The organism is Mucilaginibacter defluvii (genome assembly GCF_039543225.1).
Classification (GTDB): Bacteria; Bacteroidota; Bacteroidia; order Sphingobacteriales; family Sphingobacteriaceae; genus Mucilaginibacter; species Mucilaginibacter defluvii.
Map to the genome: position 1 here is coordinate 369,625 of NZ_BAABJI010000002.1, position 20,366 is coordinate 389,990.

The following is a 20,366-nucleotide window of genomic DNA, read 5'->3' on the forward strand; positions in this document are numbered from 1 at the left end:
TGTTTATAAAATACTTATCTGATCAAATTAATTACACCGTTTCGCTTTGGCGGAGAGTTGCCGTATGACATACCTTTCCATTCGGTACCGTTTATAAAAGTTGCCGATACCTGCCATACGTAAGCACCCTGCGGTGCAGGTGAGCCTTTATAGGTGCCGTCCCAACCTTCAATAGGTTCGCCGTTAGCGCCGAGTTTGTCTGTCTCCCAAACAAGCTGCCCCCATTTGTTAAATATCTGCATACGCCATTTGGCTATACCGGCGCCGCGCGCCATAAAGGTTTGCAATACCGCGCTGCTATTGGTTGGTATAAAAGCGTTCGGGAGAAATAAGGTTCCGGGCGTGCCTGATATGGTTACGGTTCTTTGTTTTTCGCTGGTACAGCCCTTGCTATCTGTTACGATAAGTGTTACTACGTGCGAGCCAATTTGCGATTGCGGATATGTATATTCCGGGTTGCGCTGGTTTGAGGTGCCGATGTTATCGCCAAAATCCCATTGCCAGGCCACAACATTTCCGTCAGACTCATCGCGGAAGGAGAAATGGAAGTTAGGTACCTCTATTTCTAAACCCGGCGCAACGCTAAAGTCGGCAAGCAATGGAGGGGATACCGCTATAGGGCGTGTGACCGTATTGCCGCAATCCAACTGATTGGTAACGGTTAAGGTTACGTTGTAGTTGCCCGGACGTGCATACTGATGCACCGGTTGTCTTTCCAGCGAGCGCGGAGTACCATCGCCAAAATCCCATGAATAGCGGGTGTTTGCATCGGTAACGCCAGTGATTGTAAACGAATAGTTCAGGTTATTATCGCAATTCTCTACAGAGGCGTTGAATGATACATCCGGCACTGCATAAATAGTAATGGGCTGTTGTGCCGATTCACCTTGAGGGCCACAGGCGATGGTTCCCGCCACAACCGATACGGTATACGAGCCTGCATTAATAAACCTGTACGTATAATTTCCTCTCGGCACATTGCGTATTTCCTCAAGCAAGGTACCGTCCTTATATATCTTGTAACTGAAGCTGTCGCCGGTTGAGTTGTTTACAAATACAATATCCTGGCCTGCGCATGCCTTTGGTGGCGATTGCTGTATAAACATACTGGCGATCAGGTTGCTTGGCACAATGGTAAAAGGCTGATCGGGTGAAGTAGCGTCGTTACCGCATTTATCAACCACACGCATGCGTACAAACACTTGGCGTGTATTGTTCGGATCGGCTGCTACCGTAAAACTTTGGTTTGATTTATCAGCTATTGGGCCAATGGTTTGAATAATGGCTTTGTTAGCATCAAGCAAATAATAATAATAGGCTTGGTTGTTACCTGGTGAACGGTTTACCAGCGTTATGGTTTTATCGCCCGCGCAACCGGCACTGGCCGTTGCCTCGAGCACAGGTATAGGCGAGGCAGGGCTTATCAGTATTGTTTTTACAACAGGCGGAAAGGTTTGGCAATCGCTCACCAGGCGAAGGCTTACCTCGTAAGATGCTTCTGCACCGGTGGTTGATGGCTGAAAGGTATGTGGTGGTGGTGTTTGGCCAGTGTAAGTAGTGCCATCGCCAAAATCCCATTGATAAGTGCCATTTTCGGCAGGGGAGTTATTGATAAATGTTACGGTTGTAGGGCCGCACGCCTGTTGAGGAGTAGCTGTAAAATCAATTTTTGGGTTAGCTGGTATAACGGTGATCACCAGTTTGCGCGCATCGCCCACACAACCGGAATTTACCGGCCTGATAATGTACGTAACCGTAACCGCGCCGCCATTCGGATCGGTATTTTCAATAGTGCCGTCAATTACTGAGCTTGTGCCGCTAACCGGGTAGCCTGAAGCCGTTGTAGAAGTGCCTGCGGGATCAACTTCCCACTGAAAGGTACTGCCAGGTAATGTGGCATTGATGGTATAACTAAAACTGCGGTTGCTACAGGCGCGCAAAGTAAGCGGGCTTGTTATGGTGTTTGGTGGCGTTATGCGTATTGTTAAAGGAGTGGTAATGGTATTACAAGGAGCTGAAAGGTTGGTTGTAACCACCAGGTTTACGGTTGCGGTGCCTGCTTCTATTTCCGCCTGAGACGGCGTATAAGTTGTTTCGAGATTATTGGCGTCGGCAAAAGTGCCGCCACCGGTACTTTCCCAACGTGTACTGGTATAACTGCCGTTTACTGCGCCTTTAATGGGTACAGCATCGCCCGGGCAATTAGATACATCGGGTGTGGATACAGTGATTTCAGGTGCATTCTGAATGATGATATTATGTGTTGATTCAACGCCCGCAGGGTTACACTCATTTTTATGTGTAACGGTTACCTGGTACTCGCCCGGTCCTGAAAAGCGTAAACGCGGATATTTGGCCGTAACGGGATCTACAAAAGTAACCGTGCCGGTGCCGCTTACGGTTGTTGCCGCCCAGGTATAAGTTCCGGTAACTTCAGGTGAGGTTCCGCTGAGATTTACATAAAAGTCATCGTTAGGATCGCTTTTGTATTGCCTTTGGATAGTACCACTACCGCAAATGCGGATCGGGCCTGCCTTAAGCTGTGCAACCGGAGTAGTGCTTAAGGTAATTTGTGCCGTAGCGGTATCAGGCGCGCAGGTGCCGGGGCCTTTAAGTATAAGGCGTACAATGTAACGGCCCGGCTTGGTGAGGGTAAACTCCGGCGCGTTATCACTTGGGCTACCATTGATGGTATACCCATCCGTTGGCCCTGATACTGACCAGGTACGCTCAACCGGTACACATGAATTATCAACCGTTGAGGTATTGGTTGGCCTGAACGTAAATGAAGGGTTGCCGCATTGCGTAAAATTACCGGTATTGCCGTTTATATTAAAGGCAGCCGTTGGAGCGTTTTGAACACATACAGTTTTCTCAATTACATTACTTGGGTCGTTAGGATTTGATTGGCAGGCACTTGTGGAGATGAGCACCAGGCGCACGGTGTAATTACCCGGGTTAGCGAAATTGTAGCGAACATCAGTAGCGCCAAGCGTTTTGTTTGAAGCAAATAGCGCACCGTTTACATACCAGTTATAACGTGCGTTAGGGTTTTTACATGAGGCATTACTGTTACTCGGATTATCACCAGGGTCAGAAGTATTGGAGAAGGTAACCGTTCCGGTACAAACGTTAAGTCCGGCATCACCGCCGTTTGCAGCCCGCACGGTAAAATCTGTATTGGCTTTACCAAGAACCTTTATAGGCGCGATTAATGCGCCGCCGGGACTACAGTACGCGTTTCTGGCACGTATGGTTAAGCCAAAGCTATTATAAAATGTGGTTGAATTTACCCTTATATTATTTCCGCACGACGACCTGGTGTAGCTGTAAGAGAATATGCCGTTGTTGGCCAGAATTTCGCACACAGTGAAGTCTCTTGATAGGCCATCACCCCAGGCAACGGTGTAAATATTACCCGGAAAAACTTTACGCAATGAACTTGTACCATTTGATAAATCAGTGTCAAACGATATTGTGCCATCGGGCAAACAGGCGGTTTGTACCTCGGTACTACGGAAAGCGTTAAGGTTTACGCGGTTATTCACCAGCATATAGCTGCGGGTACTAACCACGCCATTAGCTAAAACACCTTTAGCCGTTATGGTAAAGTGTGCCGGCGCGGCGCTGTAGCCGGCATCAAGCGTTAAGTTTTCGGTTGTATTGTCAATCTCATTGGTAATTCGTGCGGTTACCGTTGCAGAGGCATCTGTCTCGTTATTAATTGTATACGTTGTATTGTTGTTGCTTGTGTTTTCGCACTGGCCGAATACCTCCGGTTTGGCGCTGTTAATTGTGATGGATGAAAGCTGAACAGGTACACCCGCCGCCGTACCAATGCTAAACGGACTTGATGTTGTGCTTACTACCGATGGCGAGGTTGACTGCACCCGCAAGCGGTAACCGCTGCCGGCTGCGATACCTGATGGAATCGTACCATTAACAAAGGTGGTGTAAAAGTCGTTAAACGAACCGATCAATCGACCTGTGCCACTGAAATTTCCATTTGCATCAGACAGGTATAAGTTAAAACGGTTTGAGGGATTAACTATACAGCCTCCACTCACACTGATGCGGGCTGTAATGGTTGAACCGGGGCCGTATGGGCCGGGGTCAACAGCGCTAATTGTTATAACTTGGGCTGAAGCGCTAAGGCTAAACAGAACGGCAAAAAAAATAAAAGGAAAAAGTCTGGTAAAAATTTTCTTCATTTAACTCCTAAAAAATGAACAGTTAGCTAACCTGAAACTTTTGCTTCTGTTTTAGCAGATGCAAAAAAAGTACTACTGTCATTTTTTACGGAATTAAGCTCACTTAGTTACATGGTTTAGCTTAATTAGTTGTGTATTTTTGCTCTCAGGCGAAGAAAAGATAGCATACCAAAATGGCCGTAATAACGCCTGCAAGGTCAGCGAATAGTCCTGCCGGGATAGCATACCGCGAGCGTTTAATACCTACCGATCCAAAGTATAAAGCCACAATATAAAAGGTAGTATCGGCTGATCCGTTGAAGGTACTTGCTAACCGACCGGCAAAGCTGTCGGTACCAAAAGTTTTCATGGTGTCTATCATCATGGCTTTTGAGCCTGAGCCGCTTAAGGGTTTCATATAAGCTACCGGCAAGGCATCAACAAAGCGTGTATCTGCGTTGAATTGTGTAACTACCCAGCGTACGCCATCATTAATATAGTCAAGCGCTCCGCAGGTTCTGAACACGCTGATGGCAACCAGCATGGCCACCAGGTAGGGGATGATTTTTACTGATGTTTCAAAACCGCCTTTTGCCCCCTCAATAAAAGCGTCAAACACGTCGATTTTTTTTCTAAAACCGCCTAAAATAATTACCACAGGAATCAAAAAAAGCAGGAAATTACTCGAGACTTTTGATAGGGTAGTGATTTCTTCCTTGCTCAGGTAAGTAATTACATAGAACACAAACCCGGCTATAAACGCGGTAAGTCCTCCTAACCATAAAATAATTACCCGATTAAATAAATTGATTTTTTGTTTGATGGATACCGCTATTATACCGGCTACAGTGGCGACATAAGTAGCTATTATGCAGGGGATTAGTACGTCAGCCGGATCGGCAGAACCAAGTATAGCGCGTTGAGCGATTATGGTAACGGGCAGCAGTTGCAATCCGGACGTGTGCAGTACCAGGAACATAATCTGCGCGTTTGATGCGGTTTCTTTGTCTTTATTTAACTCTTGTAAGCTGCCCATAGCCTTAAGTCCTAACGGGGTGGCGGCATTATCGAGTCCCAGCATGTTGGCTGAGAAATTCATGAGCATCTGACCGGTAGCCGGATGGTTTTTAGGGACTTCGGGAAATAGTCTTTGAAAAAAGGGGCCCACAATGCGCGATAAAAAATTGATTGCGCCGGCCTTTTCTGCAATATTAAGTATACCCAGCCAAAAGGCCATGTTGCCTATTAATGGCAGGGCTATATCCATTACAGATGATTTGGATGAGTTGAACACACCCTCAACCATCTGCTGAAAAATCTCGGTATCGCCTAAAAAAACAAGTTTAATTAAACCTATAATAAAGGCGATAACAAAAAAGGCAATCCAGATATAATTTAAGACCATGCAGCGTTAAAATACGAAGGGTGAATATAGCCTTTTTGCTGCTATACTAACAAATACCGTAACGGTTTGCATCATAATAAAAACATAAAGTAGACAACATCACGCTACAAAACGCTCAAATTCATAACTTAGCCGATATATTTTAATACTATGCCTAAAATTGAACTTTCACGCGTTCATGGCGATTATGGCTTTGAAGCGTATGACGAAAACGGACACACCGTGCGTATGGATACCAGCCCCGAAAGCGGCGGCGATAACTTTGGCGTTCGCCCGATGCAGATGTTGCTGATGGGGGTTGCCGGTTGTTCAGCTATCGATGTGATCAGTATCTTGAAAAAGCAGCGTCAGAATGTGAAGGATTACAAAATGGTAGTAAACGGTGAGCGCGAAGCAGGAAAGGAGCCATCACTGTGGCAAAAAGTTGATATCGAATTTCATTTATACGGTACAGTAGATGCAGACAAAGCCCAGCGCGCAGCAGAACTTTCAATTAATAAATACTGTTCGGTATCGGCAACGTTAGAGAAAGCCGGCGCGGCAGTAACCTGGCAGGTGTTCATACACCCGGCTGAGTAGTTTTACATTCTTTATTTTTATTTTTCTATGTCAGATCAGTTAGACCCGATATCAAAAGCGATACGCATACAAACTTCTAAAACATCTCAAAAAGAGCATTCCACGCCGCTGTATTTAACCAGCAGCTTTACATTTGAAAATGCTGAAACCATGCGTGCGGCCTTTGCCGACGAGGTGGATGAAAACATATACAGCCGTTTCAGCAACCCTAACGTTGATGAGTTTATAGCTAAAATGTGCGCCCTTGAAGGCGCCGAGGATGGCTTTGCTACCGCCACCGGTATGAGCGCTATTTTCTCCTCGTTTTTTGCCTTGTTAAAGCAAGGTGACCACATGATTTGCTGCAGCTCGGTATTTGGCAGTACGTTTACCATTGTTACCAAATATTTTCCGCGTTACGGCATCACCTGTACTTTAGTTCCGGCTGATGATAAAGCAGCCTGGGAAGCTGCAGTACAGCCCAATACTAAAATGGTTTACCTGGAAACGCCTACTAACCCGCAGATCGGGATCATTGATCTGGAATGGGCTGGCCAGTTCACTAAAAAGCATAATCTTATTTTAAATGTAGATAACTGCTTTGCTACACCTGTAATTCAGCGCCCCATTGATTTTGGTGCCGACATCGTTATTCACTCCGCCACAAAGTGGATCGATGGGCAAGGGCGTGTATTGGGCGGCGTGATTGTTGGCCGTGCCGATCTGGTTAAAGAGATTTACCTATACTGCCGCCATAGCGGACCGGCACTGTCGCCGTTTAATGCCTGGGTGCTAAGCAAGAGCCTGGAAACGCTTGATGTACGTATGGAGCGCCATAGCAAAAATGCGCTGAAAGTGGCCGAAACTTTGGAGCAGCACCCGGCGGTATCATGGGTTAAGTACCCGTTTTTACCAAGCCATCCGCAGCATGAAATTGCCAAAAAACAAATGAAGGCCGGTGGCGGTGTGCTTTGCTTTGAAATTAAAGGAGGCTCGGCAGCAGGCGCTAAATTCTTAAATTCGCTAAAAATGCTTTCAGTTACGGCTAATCTTGGTGATACCCGAAGCATAGCAGCGCACCCGGCCAGTACAACACATTCAAAGCTTACGGAAGAGGAGCGCCTTTCAGTAGGTATTACACCCGGTTTAATTCGTATCTCAACCGGCCTGGAGCATGTAGATGATATCATCGCTGATATTAACCAGGCTTTAGAGCAAAGCGCTAAGTAAGATAATTGAAAATAATAAAAGCAGCCTGCTTGTATCTAATAATTCGGTACAAGCAGGCTGCTTTTGTTATCTTTAATCCTGCTTGCGCTTATCTTATTTACAATGCGTATTTGTAGTTACCTCTCGAGTTTAGCTTGAATACCTCTTGCTACAGAGTGTATTTTATTACGTGCATGTGCTTAGTTTATCAGCTACACTTTATTAGCTGTTCAAACGCTCATTGCGAAAATGAAAATATTTTAGTTTTATTCGCTATGGTTCAGTGAATTAATTTTAATGTTTCATTAAAATTTCATTAAAAATTGTAATTATTCAATCGTTTGTAACATTTGCTTTACAAACAATGGCATCTGAATTGAACATGGGGGATGCGGCTTGTAATATACAGCCGATACTAACAATTGAATATATGAAAACAAATCTAAAAAAAGCTTCACTGCTGTTAACCGGTGTAATGGTTGGAGGCAAACTGTTCGCACAATCCCCTGATACAACTGTTTCATCTGCAAATTATGTCGAGCCGTTTTCAGGCGGAGATAAATTACGTACATGGTCAATTGGTATACATGGTGGTATGCTATCACCGTCAACCTTCCTGGTGAACATGAGCCGTCAGGATTTCAGGAGCCCGCACGAAAATATAGGTTATGGCGCTTACATTAAAAAACAAATTCTTCCTTCTTTCGGCTTACAGGCTGATTTCCTTCGCGGTAAACTTGAAGGCGGATTAGGCCAAACCAACGTTGCTTCAGGCAATACGCCGCAAAGTTTCAGCACTGATTTAAACTGGTCAGCAGCTTTAAGTGGTCAGTTCACTTTAGCCAATATTAACTGGAGACACAAAAAAGGCGCAATTCAGCCTTATATCACCGCAGGTGGTGGTGTAATTGCTTATCGCCCGAGCATCGTAAATGCTGACGGTTCTCGTACAGGCTTTAGCGATGGCGGTGGCAACATCCACAAAGTATACATACCTGTTGGCGCCGGTTTTAAGATAAACATGGGTTCAGGTATTAATCTTGATTTAGGTTACCAAATTGGTTTTGTTAATGGCGATAACCTTGATGGTTATAACTATGGTATGAACAACGACAAGTTCTCTTACGCTCACGTAGGTTTGGAATTCTCGTTAGGCAGCCGCAGCAAACCTGAAATGGCAACTTACAACCCGGTAAACTCAATGCGTACCGAGTACCTGCGCAAAACCAGCGATCTGCAAAGCCAACTGAACATGCAGAAAGAAGAGAATGCAAAACTGCGTAATGATTTAAATACTACTAATGAAAATCTAAATAAGTTATCTGCTGATACCGATGGAGACGGCGTGCCTGATATGTACGATAAATGCCCTGGTACACCAGCCGGTACACAAGTTGATGGTTCAGGTTGCCCGATAGGCAAACGTGAAGTAAAAGTTTACGTGACCGAAGAGGACAAAAAAGTTGTAAAAGACGCTATTGATAACCTGGAGTTTGATTTTGGTAAAGCTACCATCCGTGCTAAATCATACCCAAGCTTAGATAAAGTAGCACAACTGCTTGTTGATAAAAATTTCAGCCTTAAACTTGCAGGTCATACCGATAACGTTGGTTCTGACGCGGCTAACCTGAAATTATCAAAAGCCCGTGCCGAGTCAATCAAATCATACCTGGTAAGCAAAGGTGCAAATGCATCACGTGTTGAAGCTACAGGTTATGGTGAAAGCCAGCCTATCGCCAGCAATAAAACTGCCGAAGGCCGTCAGCAAAACCGTCGTGTAGAATTTACCTTGTATTAATAGCTGGGTAAGCACAAATAAAGAAACGCCGAATGGATCAACCATTCGGCGTTTCTTTATTTGTGTGAAACGGATTATTGTACGCTGTAAAAATCGGCTATTCCACCAAAGTAGCTGTCCGTCCAGCCTTCAACAATATCATCATAAGCTTCATCCGGTATGTTGGTGTGCTTCAATTCGGCAGATGTGCCATATTTATCGGCATGCAGTTTTATGGTAACTATTGATGGTTCTTCCTGTTCGCCAAAGTACCATTGCTGTACCACTTTCTTTCCTTCCTCAAACTCCAGGTTTTTACCGGATATGCTGCCATCCCACATGGCAAACTCACTGCCTGCTTCAGTAGACATCTGGGCAGGCTCGCCCGTCCAAAGTTCAATAGTGAGCGGGTTGGTTATAGCCGCGTAAACCTCTTCGGGAGTGGCGGGTATGGTGTAATATTTTTTAAAATCTTTCACGGGCGCAAGTTAGCGTTAATCCGGCTATTTTACCACCGGGCCAAGCGGTAAAACAACACGACCATATACCTCGTTCAGCACCTGGGCAATACCTGTGTAAATTGCGGATGCGCCGCAGATAATACCTTCGTAGCCTGCAATGTGCTTAATAGTTTCGTTACCCGTAGCATCGCCCCAAACTAACAACCCGAATAGTATAACTAACGAGCCGAACACAAACTGCAGCGCCTTGCTTAACCTTAAGGTGCCAAAAAACAGGAATAACGTAAACAATCCCCACATCGCTAAAAAAGCTACTAATGCATCATTGGATGTTTTTTCGGCGAGGCCCAGCTTGGGCAGAAAGTTCATGGCCACAAATGTTAGCCAAAACATGCCGTATGAGGTAAATGCGGTTAAGCCAAAGGTATTATTCTTTTTTGCCTCTATAATACCGGCAATTACTTGCGCGGTTCCGCCATAAAATATGCCCATGGCAAGTATCATGGCATTGATCTCAAAAAAGCCGGCATTGTGCACATTAAGCAAAATGGTTGTCATACCGAAGGCGCATAAACCTAGCGGCGCAGGGTTAGCCGTGCTCTCAACCATTGAAATGGGAGTGGTTGTGCTCATAATTTTAGATGAATTAAAAGGTAAATAATTGGATGCGTGCAATGTATGCTTAAAAATGAATTAAGCAAAATTTTTTAAACTCCCGTGGTATTTCAATGTTGTAACACTATATATGCAGAAACTCGTTTTGCTTCGCCACGGCGAAAGCGTATTTAACCAGGAGGGCAGGTTTACCGGCTGGACAGACGTTGATCTGTCTGAAGAAGGGTTCGCACAAGCCAAGCGTGCCGGGCAGCTACTGGCCAAGCATGGCTATAATTTTGATGCGGGGTTTACGTCGGTTTTAAAACGGTCAATAAAAACGCTTCACATCGTGCTTGAAGAACTGGATCATTTATGGATACCGGTAACCAAGTCTTGGCGGTTAAATGAACGTTTTTACGGTGCCTTGCAAGGGCTTAATAAGCAGGAAACCATTGAGAAGTACGGAGAGGAGCAAGTGCATAAATGGCGCCGCGACCCTAATGAACATCCACCTGCCATAACCAAAGATGATGACCGCTACCCGGGCAAGGATGTACGTTACAAAAACCTGACCGGTCGCGAGTTGCCCTTAACTGAAAACTTGAGTGAAACAATGGAACGTGTGTTACCGTTTTGGGGTGAGGTAATTGTGCATGCAATGCGCGAGAGTAAACAGGTGATCATCTGCGCGCATGGTAACAGTTTACGTGCTTTAATTAAGTATATTGATTTAATGAGCGATGAGGAGGTAACCGATCTGGAAATACCCACAGCCACCCCCTGGGTTTATGAGTTGGATGAAGAGTTAAACCGCATCAGGCATTACTATCTCGAATAACTGACTGGCTTACCGCACATGGAAAATTACGTTATGGTGTAAATAGGCTTTAGATATATTTTTTATCTTTGCCGATTGACAATGAACAGGAAAGTAGCGTTTTATACACTGGGCTGTAAGCTTAATTATTCTGAAACTTCGAGTATCGGTCGTTTATTTAACGATGCCGGTTACAGCACCGTTGATTTTACCGATGCGCCGGATGTATATGTGATAAACACATGCTCGGTTACCGAGAACGCTGATAAAAAATGTAAGAAGATAGTCAAAGAGGCTTTAAAGGTATCGCCTAACGCTTACATTACTATTGTTGGTTGCTATGCGCAGCTTAAGCCCAAAGAAATAGCCGAAATTCCGGGTGTGGACATGGTGCTTGGCGCGGCCGAGAAATTCCAAATCATTGATCACATAACAGACCTTACCAAGCAGCCAAAAACGTTGGTATATAATCAGCCCGTTTCTGAAGCGAACGAGTTTGTTCCGGCATATTCATTTGGAGATCGTACCCGTACGTTTTTAAAAGTTCAGGACGGTTGCGATTATTCATGCACATTCTGTACTATACCATTAGCGCGCGGCGCCAGCCGTAGCGACACTATTGAGAATGTATTAAAACAAGCCCGTAAAATAGCGGAGTCCGGCGTTAAGGAAATTGTACTTACAGGTGTTAACCTGGGCGATTTCGGCATTCGTAACGGCCAGCGCGAAGATAAATTCTTTGACCTGGTTAAAGCATTGGATGAGGTTGAAAGTATTGACAGGATACGTATTTCATCTATCGAACCTAACTTACTTACCGACGAAATTATTGAGTTTGTGGCTACCTCCAAAAGGTTTGTACCGCATTTTCATATCCCGCTGCAATCAGGCTCTGATAAAATCCTGGGATTGATGCGCCGCCGTTATAAGCAAGCTTTATACGCTGATAGGGTAGCTAAAATAAAAGCTGTAATGCCCGACTGCTGCATTGGGGTAGATGTGATTGTGGGTTTCCCGGGCGAAACCCGCGAGGACTTTATAGATACCTATAACTTTTTAAATGGTATGGATATTTCATACCTCCATGTGTTTACTTACTCTGAGCGTGAAAATACACTCGCTGCCGAGATGCAGGGCGCTGTACCCGGCTCAACCCGTGCCGATAGGAGCAAAATGCTGCACATATTGTCTGACAAAAAACGCCGTGCATTTTACGAAGGGCAGTTGAACAAAATCGAAGAGGTGTTATTTGAAGGCGACATTAAAGACGGTTTAATGCATGGCTTTACCCGTAACTATGTTAAGGTAAAGGCTAAATATGATCCGGTTTTAGTTAACGAGCTTAAAACGGTGCAATTAACAAATATATCACCGGATGGTGATGTAGAAATTACAGAAGCGGTTGAGGTATTAGTGCATTAAAAGCATATATTCGTCCTCAAAATACTGCTTATGTTTCCTACCATATCCGAGCTGATACACTATCTCACCGGGTTAAACGTACCGCCATTACCCATACAAACTTTTGGATTTTTTGTAGCCATAGCTTTTATGGCGGCTTATTGGGCTTTTGTACAGGAATTTAAACGCCGCGAAAAGCTTGGCGAGATTCATCCGATTGAAAAAACAATTACTGTTGGCGAACCCCTGTCAACAGCAGAAATAATAGGCAACGGTATTTTTGGTTTTGTTATCGGCTTTAAAGTGCTTGAAGCCATACTGCATTATCAGGATCTGATAAGCGATACGCAAAGCTTTTTACTATCCGCCCGGGGTAATTTATTAGGCGGTATTGTGTTAGCCGCGGTGTTTATCTATTGGGCTTACGCCGAAAATAAAAAGCAACGCCTGCCGCAGCCCGTGCAAAAACGTGTTTTGGTTCATCCGCACGAATTGATGGGCAACATATTGTTATGGGCAGCGGTTTTTGGTTTTGCCGGGGCAAAGCTTTTTAACGCGCTTGAGAATTGGGATGCCTTTACGGCTGATCCGGTTGGAATGCTGATCGGTACCAGCGGATTAACCTTTTATGGTGGATTAATATGTGGTGGTGCTGCTGTATTATACATAGCTAAAAAAAACGGAATTAAACCACTCACTATGCTTGATATTGGCGGACCGGGAATGATGCTGTCATACGCGGTAGGCCGTATCGGCTGTCAGATGGCAGGCGATGGCGATTGGGGCATTGTAAACCTTGCACCAAAACCTGGATGGCTAAGCTGGGCGCCCGATTGGATGTGGGCGTTTAAATATCCGCACAACGTAAATGCCGAAGGCGTGCCTATTGCCGGTTGCCTGGGTAAGTATTGTAATGAATTACCGCAGCCGGTTTTCCCTACGCCGTTTTACGAGGTTGTGGTTTGCCTGGTACTGTTCTTAATTATTTGGACCATTCGCAATAAGGTTACAAAACCGGGTGCATTGTTCGGTATTTACCTGATACTGGCAGGTATTGAGCGTTTCTTTGTCGAGCTGATCCGTGTGAATACCAAGTATCATTTATTTGGTATATCATTCACCCAGGCTGAGATGATCTCACTATTTATGGTAATTGCCGGAGTGATATTATTAGCACGAAGCGATAACAAAAGAACAAACCCGACGCCTGCAATTTAACCGTTATTAAGAATAGAATTTATGAATCTACAGGAAGTTGTGCTAAGTATTGTCGAGCTGGCTAAACAGGTTGGTGATTTCATCCGCCAGGAAAGAAAAACCTTTAGTACGGATAAGATAGAATATAAGGGACTGAATGACCTGGTATCGTATGTTGATAAAACCGCAGAGCAGCAACTGGTTGCCGGGCTTGAAAAGATATTGCCGGTAGCAGGTTTTATTACCGAAGAAAAAACAAGCACCAAAATTGGGCATGTATATAACTGGATCATCGATCCGCTGGATGGTACTACCAACTTTATACATGGCTTGCCGACCTTCTCAATCAGTATAGCACTTAAAGAATACGATGAATTGGTGGTGGGTGTAATATACGAGGTAAACCTTGATGAGTGTTTTTATGCCTGGAAAGGTGCGCCTGCGTACCTGAATGGTAACGAGATAAAGGTAAGTAATGCGCCTACACTTGAGCATAGCTTGCTGGCCACGGGTTTTCCTTATTACGATTTTGGCAAGCAGGAGCAGTACATGAAATTGTTTGCCGAACTGATGCGCAGTTGCCACGGCTTACGCCGTATTGGTTCAGCCGCGGTTGACCTGGCTTATACAGCTTGTGGCCGCTTTGAAGGCTTTTACGAATACAATCTAAACGCATGGGATATTGCAGCAGGTATTGTAATAGTAAAACAAGCTGGCGGACAGGTGGTAAATTTTAAAGGTGGTGATGAAGTTATTGAAACACGGGAATTATTAGCCACTAATGGTAATATTACCGGGGAGATGTTGCAGTTTATCCAAAAGTATTTTTGATTTGATTTTAGGATTTGCCTGATTGCAGGATTTCATTTTTAGATTGCACTGGTTTTAGGAGATTGATTTCTCCGATTGTTTAATAAAAAAAAGTCCCATAGTTCAACCTATGGGACTTTTTTATAATGTATTATTTTATCTGAGTAATTTCAATCGATGAAATCATAAAGTAAATCAGTGAAATCCTATCATTAATAAGCTTCAGACACTACTTCGGTAACACCCGGTACCATACGTTTAAGCAGGTTTTCAATACCGGCTTTCAGGGTTACGGTTGATGACGGGCAACCGCTGCATGAACCGCGAAGCTCAACAGTAACCACACCTTCATCAAATGATTTGTAGGTAATAGCACCGCCATCCTGCTCAACAGCCGGGCGAACGTAATCATTCAGTATTTGCTGTATTTTTATTTCGGTGTCGGTACCTTCAAAGTCAACTTCTTCATGCGCTTCGGCTTTAACAACAAGTTCTGATTCAACCGCACCTTTTACGAATTCTTTTAATATAGGCTCTATGTCGGCCCAGTCAGTACCTTCTGTTTTGGTAACGGTAACAAAGTTGCTGGCGAAAAACACGCCGTTTACAAACGAGAATTTATATAGCTCTTTTGCAAAGGTCGAAGTTTCGGCGCTTTCTTTGGTAGGGTAGTCCACACTGCCGTTTATCAGCAACTTGTTCACAATGAACTTCATGGTTGCCGGGTTTGGCGTAGCTTCGGTATATACGTTGATATTCATTTCTTTCGAGATTGTTATTTGTATTAATAACAAATTTAAACAGCTTTTTTGGTAAAAAAGCAAACCAATTTAGTTATGACCGCTTAATGACTTTGATAATTTTGTTTATATCCCTGTATAATTTGATGGCGTTATCTGTTTAAGTTCTGCCTTTACGCTATCGTTAACATCCAAAGTATCTACAAACGCCGCAATTGTTTCAGCGTTTACATGGGTGTTGGTGCGGGTTAGTTCTTTTAGTGCTTCGTAAGGGTTAGGGTAGGCTTCACGGCGTAAAATGGTTTGTATAGCCTCGGCAACTACCGCCCAATTCGCTTCGAGATCGGCATTGATAGCGGCCTCATTAAGCAATAATTTGTTCAAACCTTTTACAGTCGATTTAATAGCGATCAGGGTATGCGCCACCGGCACGCCGATGTTACGCAGAACGGTACTGTCTGTTAAATCGCGTTGCAGGCGGGAGATTGGTAGTTTTGCAGCCAGATGTTCAAACAGCGCATTCGCTATGCCCAGGTTACCTTCCGAGTTTTCAAAGTCGATAGGGTTTACCTTATGCGGCATAGCCGATGACCCAACTTCGCCGGCTTTGATCTTTTGCTTAAAATAATTCATGGATATGTAGGTCCACATATCACGGTCAAGGTCGATCAGGATGTTGTTGATACGCTTTAGCGCATCGCATTGCGCGGCAAAATTATCATAGTGCTCAATCTGCGTAGTGTACTGCGAGCGGCTCAAGCCTAAAATATTATCAACAAAATTATTTCCGAAAGCTTTCCAGTCTATAGCCGGGTAAGCGATGTTGTGCGCGTTAAAATTGCCGGTAGCGCCCCCAAATTTAGCGGAAAATGGTACCTGCTGCAGTTGCGCCAGCTGCTTTTCAATACGCTCTACAAATACATCGATCTCTTTACCCAAGCGGCTTGGCGACGCAGGCTGACCATGGGTATGTGCCAGCATGGGTATATTTTGCCATTCGGCGGCATAGTTTTTTAGCGTATCTACAAGCTTGTTTATGGCAGGGTAATAGCTTTCGGTAAGTGCCAGTTTAAACGAGTAAGGTATGGCCGTATTATTTATATCCTGCGAGGTAAGGCCAAAGTGTATAAATTCTTTATATTGTTCAATACCTAATTCGTCAAACTTTTGCTTAATAAAGTACTCAACCGCCTTTACGTCATGGTTGGTAGTTTTCTCTATTTGCTTGATGCTTTCGGCATCGGCTTCGCTGAAGTTGTTATAAATGTCGCGCAGTTTACCAGATAACGATCTGTCAAAATCGGCCAGTTGAGGCAGCGGGTGCTCATATAAGGCGATGAAATACTCAATCTCAACAAATACCCTGTATTTAATTAAAGCATATTCAGAAAAATAAGCGGCAAGTCCGGCGGTTGTGTTACGGTACCTGCCATCAACAGGTGATATAGCTGATAAAGCGTTAAGCTGCATAGTAAATAAATTTTTCGCAAAGATACTTTTTACCGCACACTTAATCTCAATACGGCGCAATCAATTATTACGGCAAGCTAATAGTAAGTTAATGTATCTGCCAGTCAATAGTATTTTTGCCTTTTTTTACAAGAATCTCATTGGTTTTAGAGAAATGTCTGCAACCAAAAAAGCCGCTGTCGGCCGAGTATGGCGAGGGGTGGGCAGCTTTTAGTATATGGTGTTTACCTGCATCAATCAGTTCAGCTTTTGCTTGAGCAAACTTACCCCATAGTAAAAATACGATACCTTCCTTTTGTTCGGATATAGTTTTGATCACCGTGTCGGTAAATATCTCCCAACCCTTTTTTTGGTGTGAGCCAGGGCTACCCGCGCGCACGGTAAGCGTGGCGTTCAGCATCATTACTCCCTGTTCGGCCCATTCCGTCAGTTCACCATGCGTCGGTATTGCAAAACCCGGAATATCTGTCACCAGCTCCTTGTAAATGTTTTTAAGTGATGGCGGAGGATTTATCCCTTTTTGTACAGAAAATGACAACCCATGTGCCTGATGCGCTCCATGATATGGGTCCTGACCAAGTATAACAACTTTCAACTTATCAAAAGGTGTTTTGTTAAATGCGTTGAATATATCACTGTTTTTTGGATAGACGGTTTGCCCGCTTTCTTTTTCTGATTTCAAAAATTCGCGAAGCTTAACCATGTAGTCTTTTTGAAACTCGCCGCCCAAAACATTCAGCCACGAAGGCTCTAAATCTATCGCCATAAATATTGTTTGCAGATGTTGATTAAGAGTGCAAATAAACGGATATTTGCGCTTCAAATTGTTATATTACAAATTATGTCAAATATTGTTCGCTTAGTTATAGCGTGTGTAATAATGGGTGCAGGTGTAACACTGTGCGCATTTGGCTTTTGGGGCTGGGGTATACCATTGTTTATATTTGGTGGCCTGGTATTACTCACCTTCTTTTTTAACGAGAATATGATTATCGCGCAATATTTTTTGCGTAAAGAAAATACCGAAAAAGCCGAGCAGTGGCTTGGCAAGATCACCGATTATGAGAAACAACTGCACCGCAAACAGCATGGTTACTACAACCTGCTGGTGGGCTTGATCGAGTCGCGCAAAGCGCCATTAAAATCAGAGAAGTTTTTTAAGAAGGCATTATCACTGGGTATGGGCATGTCGCACAATATCGCATTAGCTAAACTTAGCCTGGCCGGCATAGCTATGGCAAAACGCAACAAGCGCGAAGCGCAGATGTATTTGCAGGAAGCCTCGAAAGAAGATAAGAATAAGTTGCTTGCGGATCAGATAAAAATGATGAAAGCGCAGATGGCGCAAATGGATAAGCAACAGGTAGTACGTGGTGGCTACCGCCAGTTCTAAGATATTATCAAATCAGAGAAAAAATAAAAGCGGTACAAATTATTGTATCGCTTTTATTTTTCGTCAATAGTGCTGAAGTAGCCCGGTTCTGATGCGCTGCCTTGTATGGGCATATAGCGACGTTCAGGAAACCTGAAATCATCTTCCGTAGGGTTTGAAACCTCAACCATTTTTAATATATTCCTGATCAGCGACAAATCAAATGTGCTCTTGTTTAATTTGATCAGGTACTCGTTTTCAGTTATCTCAAGGATTGAACCAGTCATAGTCTTTCTTATTTGCTATATTAACCATAAAGCTAAACAAGTGTTTCGGTACGAAAGTTTTATGAATTTTAACATTTCGTTAAAAAAATGTTATCAACGAAGGTGTAAAATATAAAAGGGCGGTAATTTGTTTAAAATTGCCGCCCTGCTAATTCAAATTTTGTAGGTCGTTATCTTCTGCAGATTCTTGAAATCAGGTTCAGAATAATTACGCGAACCAAGCCATCACCTCTTCCTTAGTTGGCATAGGTATATCAAGCTTCATTTTTTTACGCATACCGCCCATATCGTTATAAACCTTGTTTGGATTGGCTGCCTTTAGTTCTTCTACAGTTTTAAAGCCCATGTTATTTAACACCTGCACCCACACTTCAGGAACTCCAATCTTCACAAAATCTTCAACTGTAGAAACTTTTGCTTTCTTCTCAGGGCGCATCTGCGGAAAGAATAATACTTCCTGGATGGTGCTTTGGTTGGTCATCAGCATCACCAAGCGGTCAATACCAATACCCAGGCCCGATGTTGGCGGCATACCATATTCCAGGGAACGTAAAAAGTCATCGTCCATAGCCATCGCTTCCTCATCACCACGACCGGCCAATATAAGTTGCTCCTCAAAACGCTCACGCTGATCTATCGGGTCATTTAATTCAGAATACGCGTTGCCTATCTCTTTGCCATTCACAAACAACTCGAAGCGCTCAACAAGGCCATCCTTGCTGCGGTGCTTTTTGGCAAGTGGCGTCATCTCGATAGGGTAGTCGGTAATAAAGGTTGGCTGTATTAGGTTGGCTTCTACCTTTGCACTAAATATTTCATCAATCAGTTTACCCTTACCCATTGATTCATCCACTTCGATTTCCAGATCAGCACATACCTTGCGTAAACCTGCCTCATCCATTTGCGATACATCAATGCCGGTGTATTTCAAAATCGAATCATACATCGATAGCTTCTCGTACGGGCCTGCAAAGTTGATCTCGTTGGCGCCAACCTGTACGCTGGTAATACCATGTACGGCTTTTGCAACGATTTCTAAACATTCTTCAAGCATGCCCATCATCCACACATAATCCTTGTAGGCAACGTAAATCTCCATTGCGGTATATTCCGGGTTGTGGGTGCGGTCCATACCCTCGTTACGGAACATCTTGCCAAATTCATACACCCCATCAAAACCTGCTACAATCAGCCTTTTCAGGTAAAGCTCGTTAGCTATACGCAGGTACAAAGGCATATCAAGCGTGTTATGGTGCGTCATGAAAGGCCTTGCAGCCGCGCCACCATGTATTGATTGCAGGATCGGGGTTTCAACCTCCATCCAGCCTTGCGCGTTAAAATAATTACGCATGGTGCTGATCACTTTTGAGCGGTTGATGAAGATCTGCTTAAAGTCCGGGTTTACGGTCAGATCCACATAGCGCTGGCGGTAACGCAGCTCAGGGTCGGTAAAGCCATCATATATATTGCCTTCCTCGTCGCGCTTAACCACAGGTAGCGGTTTCAACGATTTTGAAAGGATGGTCAACTCTTGTGTATGTACTGATATTTCGCCGGTTTGGGTCAGAAATACAAAGCCTTTAACGCCAACGTAGTCGCCAATATCAAGCAATTTTTTGAATACGGTATTGTATAAGGTCTTGTCCTCATCAGGGCAAATATCATCACGTTTGATGTAAACCTGCACGCGGCCGGTTGTATCCTGTATCTCAAAAAACGATGCGCTGCCCATAATACGGCGCGTCATGATACGGCCGGCAATGGTCACCTGTTTATAAGCATCGGGGTTGCTGCTAAAATTTTCGTTAATGTCCTTAGCCCAGGCGGTAACCTTGTATTCTTCGGCCGGGTAGGGGTCAATACCTAAATCGCGTAGATCCTGTAACGATTTGCGACGTAAAATTTCCTGTTCGGATAGCGCAATGCTCATAGTAAAAAGGTGTTTTTATTAAGGCTGCAAAAATAGGTATTTTTTATGTAAGGGCGTATTAAACGGCTAACCTTATATTAAACAATAAATTCGGTAACAATAAACCGATTAATAATTACTTTTGCACTCCAAAATTATACTGTAC

Annotated in this window: 17 protein-coding genes; 8 read left to right on the forward strand and 9 right to left on the reverse strand. The window is 44.0% G+C overall.

The genetic code is table 11. The annotated features are described in order from the left end of the window. Positions 1-14: 14 nt before the first annotated feature. Together ABD960_RS07870 and ABD960_RS07875 are read right to left on the reverse strand one after the other, a co-directional pair. A complete protein-coding gene (locus ABD960_RS07870) occupies positions 15-4,211 on the reverse strand; it encodes a PKD domain-containing protein (RefSeq protein ID WP_345330471.1) in 4,197 nt (1,398 codons plus the stop codon). A 145-nt stretch (positions 4,212-4,356) separates the two neighbouring features. Next, entirely contained in the window at positions 4,357-5,595 is a 1,239-nt protein-coding gene (locus ABD960_RS07875) for a nucleoside recognition domain-containing protein (protein WP_345330472.1), read from the reverse strand. 150 nt (positions 5,596-5,745) lie between these two features. Here ABD960_RS07875 and ABD960_RS07880 point away from each other — a divergent pair, with 150 nt between their 5' ends. From ABD960_RS07880 to ABD960_RS07890, 3 genes are all read left to right on the forward strand, one after another. Then, positions 5,746-6,174: an OsmC family protein gene (locus ABD960_RS07880; protein WP_345330473.1), complete on the forward strand. Its 429-nt coding sequence runs from the start codon at positions 5,746-5,748 to the stop codon at positions 6,172-6,174. 27 nt (positions 6,175-6,201) lie between these two features. Next, positions 6,202-7,383 carry a trans-sulfuration enzyme family protein gene (locus tag ABD960_RS07885; RefSeq protein WP_345330474.1) on the forward strand — a complete coding sequence of 394 codons (1,182 nt, stop codon included), beginning with the start codon at positions 6,202-6,204 and terminating at the stop codon, positions 7,381-7,383. 409 nt (positions 7,384-7,792) lie between these two features. Continuing rightward, positions 7,793-9,160, forward strand: coding sequence for an OmpA family protein (locus tag ABD960_RS07890; RefSeq protein WP_345330475.1), 1,368 nt, complete (start codon positions 7,793-7,795; stop codon positions 9,158-9,160). Positions 9,161-9,234: 74 nt separating this feature from the next. On the opposite strand, the gene ABD960_RS07895 is transcribed toward ABD960_RS07890, so the two are convergent. Then, entirely contained in the window at positions 9,235-9,618 is a 384-nt protein-coding gene (locus tag ABD960_RS07895; protein ID WP_345330476.1) for an SRPBCC domain-containing protein, read from the reverse strand. Between the two features lie 24 nt (positions 9,619-9,642). Next, positions 9,643-10,233, reverse strand: a complete 591-nt coding sequence (locus ABD960_RS07900) for an acetate uptake transporter (protein ID WP_345330477.1) — start codon at positions 10,231-10,233, stop codon at positions 9,643-9,645. A gap of 112 nt (positions 10,234-10,345) precedes the next feature. On the opposite strand from ABD960_RS07900, the gene gpmA reads away from it, so the two are divergent. The 4 genes from gpmA to ABD960_RS07920 all read left to right on the forward strand — a co-directional run bounded on the left by gpmA (position 10,346) and on the right by ABD960_RS07920 (position 14,443). Continuing rightward, entirely contained in the window at positions 10,346-11,035 is a 690-nt protein-coding gene (gene gpmA, locus ABD960_RS07905; RefSeq protein WP_345330478.1) for a 2,3-diphosphoglycerate-dependent phosphoglycerate mutase, read from the forward strand. An 81-nt stretch (positions 11,036-11,116) separates the two neighbouring features. After that, on the forward strand, positions 11,117-12,436 hold the full coding sequence (mtaB, locus tag ABD960_RS07910; RefSeq protein ID WP_345330479.1) for a tRNA (N(6)-L-threonylcarbamoyladenosine(37)-C(2))-methylthiotransferase MtaB: 1,320 nt from the start codon (positions 11,117-11,119) through the stop codon (positions 12,434-12,436). Between the two features lie 30 nt (positions 12,437-12,466). Next, on the forward strand, positions 12,467-13,633 hold the full coding sequence (locus tag ABD960_RS07915; protein WP_345330480.1) for a prolipoprotein diacylglyceryl transferase: 1,167 nt from the start codon (positions 12,467-12,469) through the stop codon (positions 13,631-13,633). A 21-nt stretch (positions 13,634-13,654) separates the two neighbouring features. After that, positions 13,655-14,443 carry an inositol monophosphatase family protein gene (locus tag ABD960_RS07920; protein ID WP_345330481.1) on the forward strand — a complete coding sequence of 263 codons (789 nt, stop codon included), beginning with the start codon at positions 13,655-13,657 and terminating at the stop codon, positions 14,441-14,443. A 191-nt stretch (positions 14,444-14,634) separates the two neighbouring features. Here the strand turns inward: ABD960_RS07920 and ABD960_RS07925 are convergent, their stop codons facing one another. From ABD960_RS07925 to ung, 3 genes are all read right to left on the reverse strand, one after another. After that, positions 14,635-15,183 (reverse strand): NifU family protein, encoded by a 549-nt coding sequence (locus ABD960_RS07925; protein WP_345330482.1) that lies wholly within the window; start codon positions 15,181-15,183, stop codon positions 14,635-14,637. A gap of 105 nt (positions 15,184-15,288) precedes the next feature. Then, the gene (purB, locus tag ABD960_RS07930; RefSeq protein ID WP_345330484.1) at positions 15,289-16,632 is read right to left on the reverse strand and encodes an adenylosuccinate lyase; all 1,344 of its coding nucleotides are present in this window, start codon (positions 16,630-16,632) and stop codon (positions 15,289-15,291) included. Positions 16,633-16,720: 88 nt separating this feature from the next. Continuing rightward, entirely contained in the window at positions 16,721-17,398 is a 678-nt protein-coding gene (gene ung / locus ABD960_RS07935) for a uracil-DNA glycosylase (protein WP_345330485.1), read from the reverse strand. A gap of 75 nt (positions 17,399-17,473) precedes the next feature. Between ung and ABD960_RS07940 the strand changes: the two genes are divergently transcribed. Then, positions 17,474-18,025, forward strand: coding sequence for a DUF2892 domain-containing protein (locus ABD960_RS07940; RefSeq protein ID WP_345330486.1), 552 nt, complete (start codon positions 17,474-17,476; stop codon positions 18,023-18,025). A 53-nt stretch (positions 18,026-18,078) separates the two neighbouring features. On the opposite strand, the gene ABD960_RS07945 is transcribed toward ABD960_RS07940, so the two are convergent. Then, positions 18,079-18,291 carry a hypothetical protein gene (locus tag ABD960_RS07945; protein WP_345330487.1) on the reverse strand — a complete coding sequence of 71 codons (213 nt, stop codon included), beginning with the start codon at positions 18,289-18,291 and terminating at the stop codon, positions 18,079-18,081. A gap of 208 nt (positions 18,292-18,499) precedes the next feature. Next, the gene (lysS, locus tag ABD960_RS07950; RefSeq protein ID WP_345330488.1) at positions 18,500-20,221 is read right to left on the reverse strand and encodes a lysine--tRNA ligase; all 1,722 of its coding nucleotides are present in this window, start codon (positions 20,219-20,221) and stop codon (positions 18,500-18,502) included. Between the last annotated feature and the right edge of the window lie 145 nt (positions 20,222-20,366).

Excerpts from the sequence above, each read along its gene's own strand:
- ABD960_RS07870 (WP_345330471.1), bottom strand. The coding sequence starts at position 4,211 with ATGAAGAAAATTTTTACCAGACTTTTTCCTTTTATTTTTTTTGCCGTT.
- ABD960_RS07875 (WP_345330472.1), bottom strand. The coding sequence starts at position 5,595 with ATGGTCTTAAATTATATCTGGATTGCCTTTTTTGTTATCGCCTTTATT.
- ABD960_RS07880 (WP_345330473.1), top strand. The coding sequence starts at position 5,746 with ATGCCTAAAATTGAACTTTCACGCGTTCATGGCGATTATGGCTTTGAA.
- ABD960_RS07885 (WP_345330474.1), top strand. The coding sequence starts at position 6,202 with ATGTCAGATCAGTTAGACCCGATATCAAAAGCGATACGCATACAAACT.
- ABD960_RS07890 (WP_345330475.1), top strand. The coding sequence starts at position 7,793 with ATGAAAACAAATCTAAAAAAAGCTTCACTGCTGTTAACCGGTGTAATG.
- ABD960_RS07900 (WP_345330477.1), bottom strand. The coding sequence starts at position 10,233 with ATGAGCACAACCACTCCCATTTCAATGGTTGAGAGCACGGCTAACCCT.
- gpmA (WP_345330478.1), top strand. The coding sequence starts at position 10,346 with ATGCAGAAACTCGTTTTGCTTCGCCACGGCGAAAGCGTATTTAACCAG.
- mtaB (WP_345330479.1), top strand. The coding sequence starts at position 11,117 with ATGAACAGGAAAGTAGCGTTTTATACACTGGGCTGTAAGCTTAATTAT.
- ABD960_RS07915 (WP_345330480.1), top strand. The coding sequence starts at position 12,467 with ATGTTTCCTACCATATCCGAGCTGATACACTATCTCACCGGGTTAAAC.
- ABD960_RS07920 (WP_345330481.1), top strand. The coding sequence starts at position 13,655 with ATGAATCTACAGGAAGTTGTGCTAAGTATTGTCGAGCTGGCTAAACAG.
- ABD960_RS07925 (WP_345330482.1), bottom strand. The coding sequence starts at position 15,183 with ATGAATATCAACGTATATACCGAAGCTACGCCAAACCCGGCAACCATG.
- purB (WP_345330484.1), bottom strand. The coding sequence starts at position 16,632 with ATGCAGCTTAACGCTTTATCAGCTATATCACCTGTTGATGGCAGGTAC.
- ung (WP_345330485.1), bottom strand. The coding sequence starts at position 17,398 with ATGGCGATAGATTTAGAGCCTTCGTGGCTGAATGTTTTGGGCGGCGAG.
- ABD960_RS07940 (WP_345330486.1), top strand. The coding sequence starts at position 17,474 with ATGTCAAATATTGTTCGCTTAGTTATAGCGTGTGTAATAATGGGTGCA.
- ABD960_RS07945 (WP_345330487.1), bottom strand. The coding sequence starts at position 18,291 with ATGACTGGTTCAATCCTTGAGATAACTGAAAACGAGTACCTGATCAAA.
- lysS (WP_345330488.1), bottom strand. The coding sequence starts at position 20,221 with ATGAGCATTGCGCTATCCGAACAGGAAATTTTACGTCGCAAATCGTTA.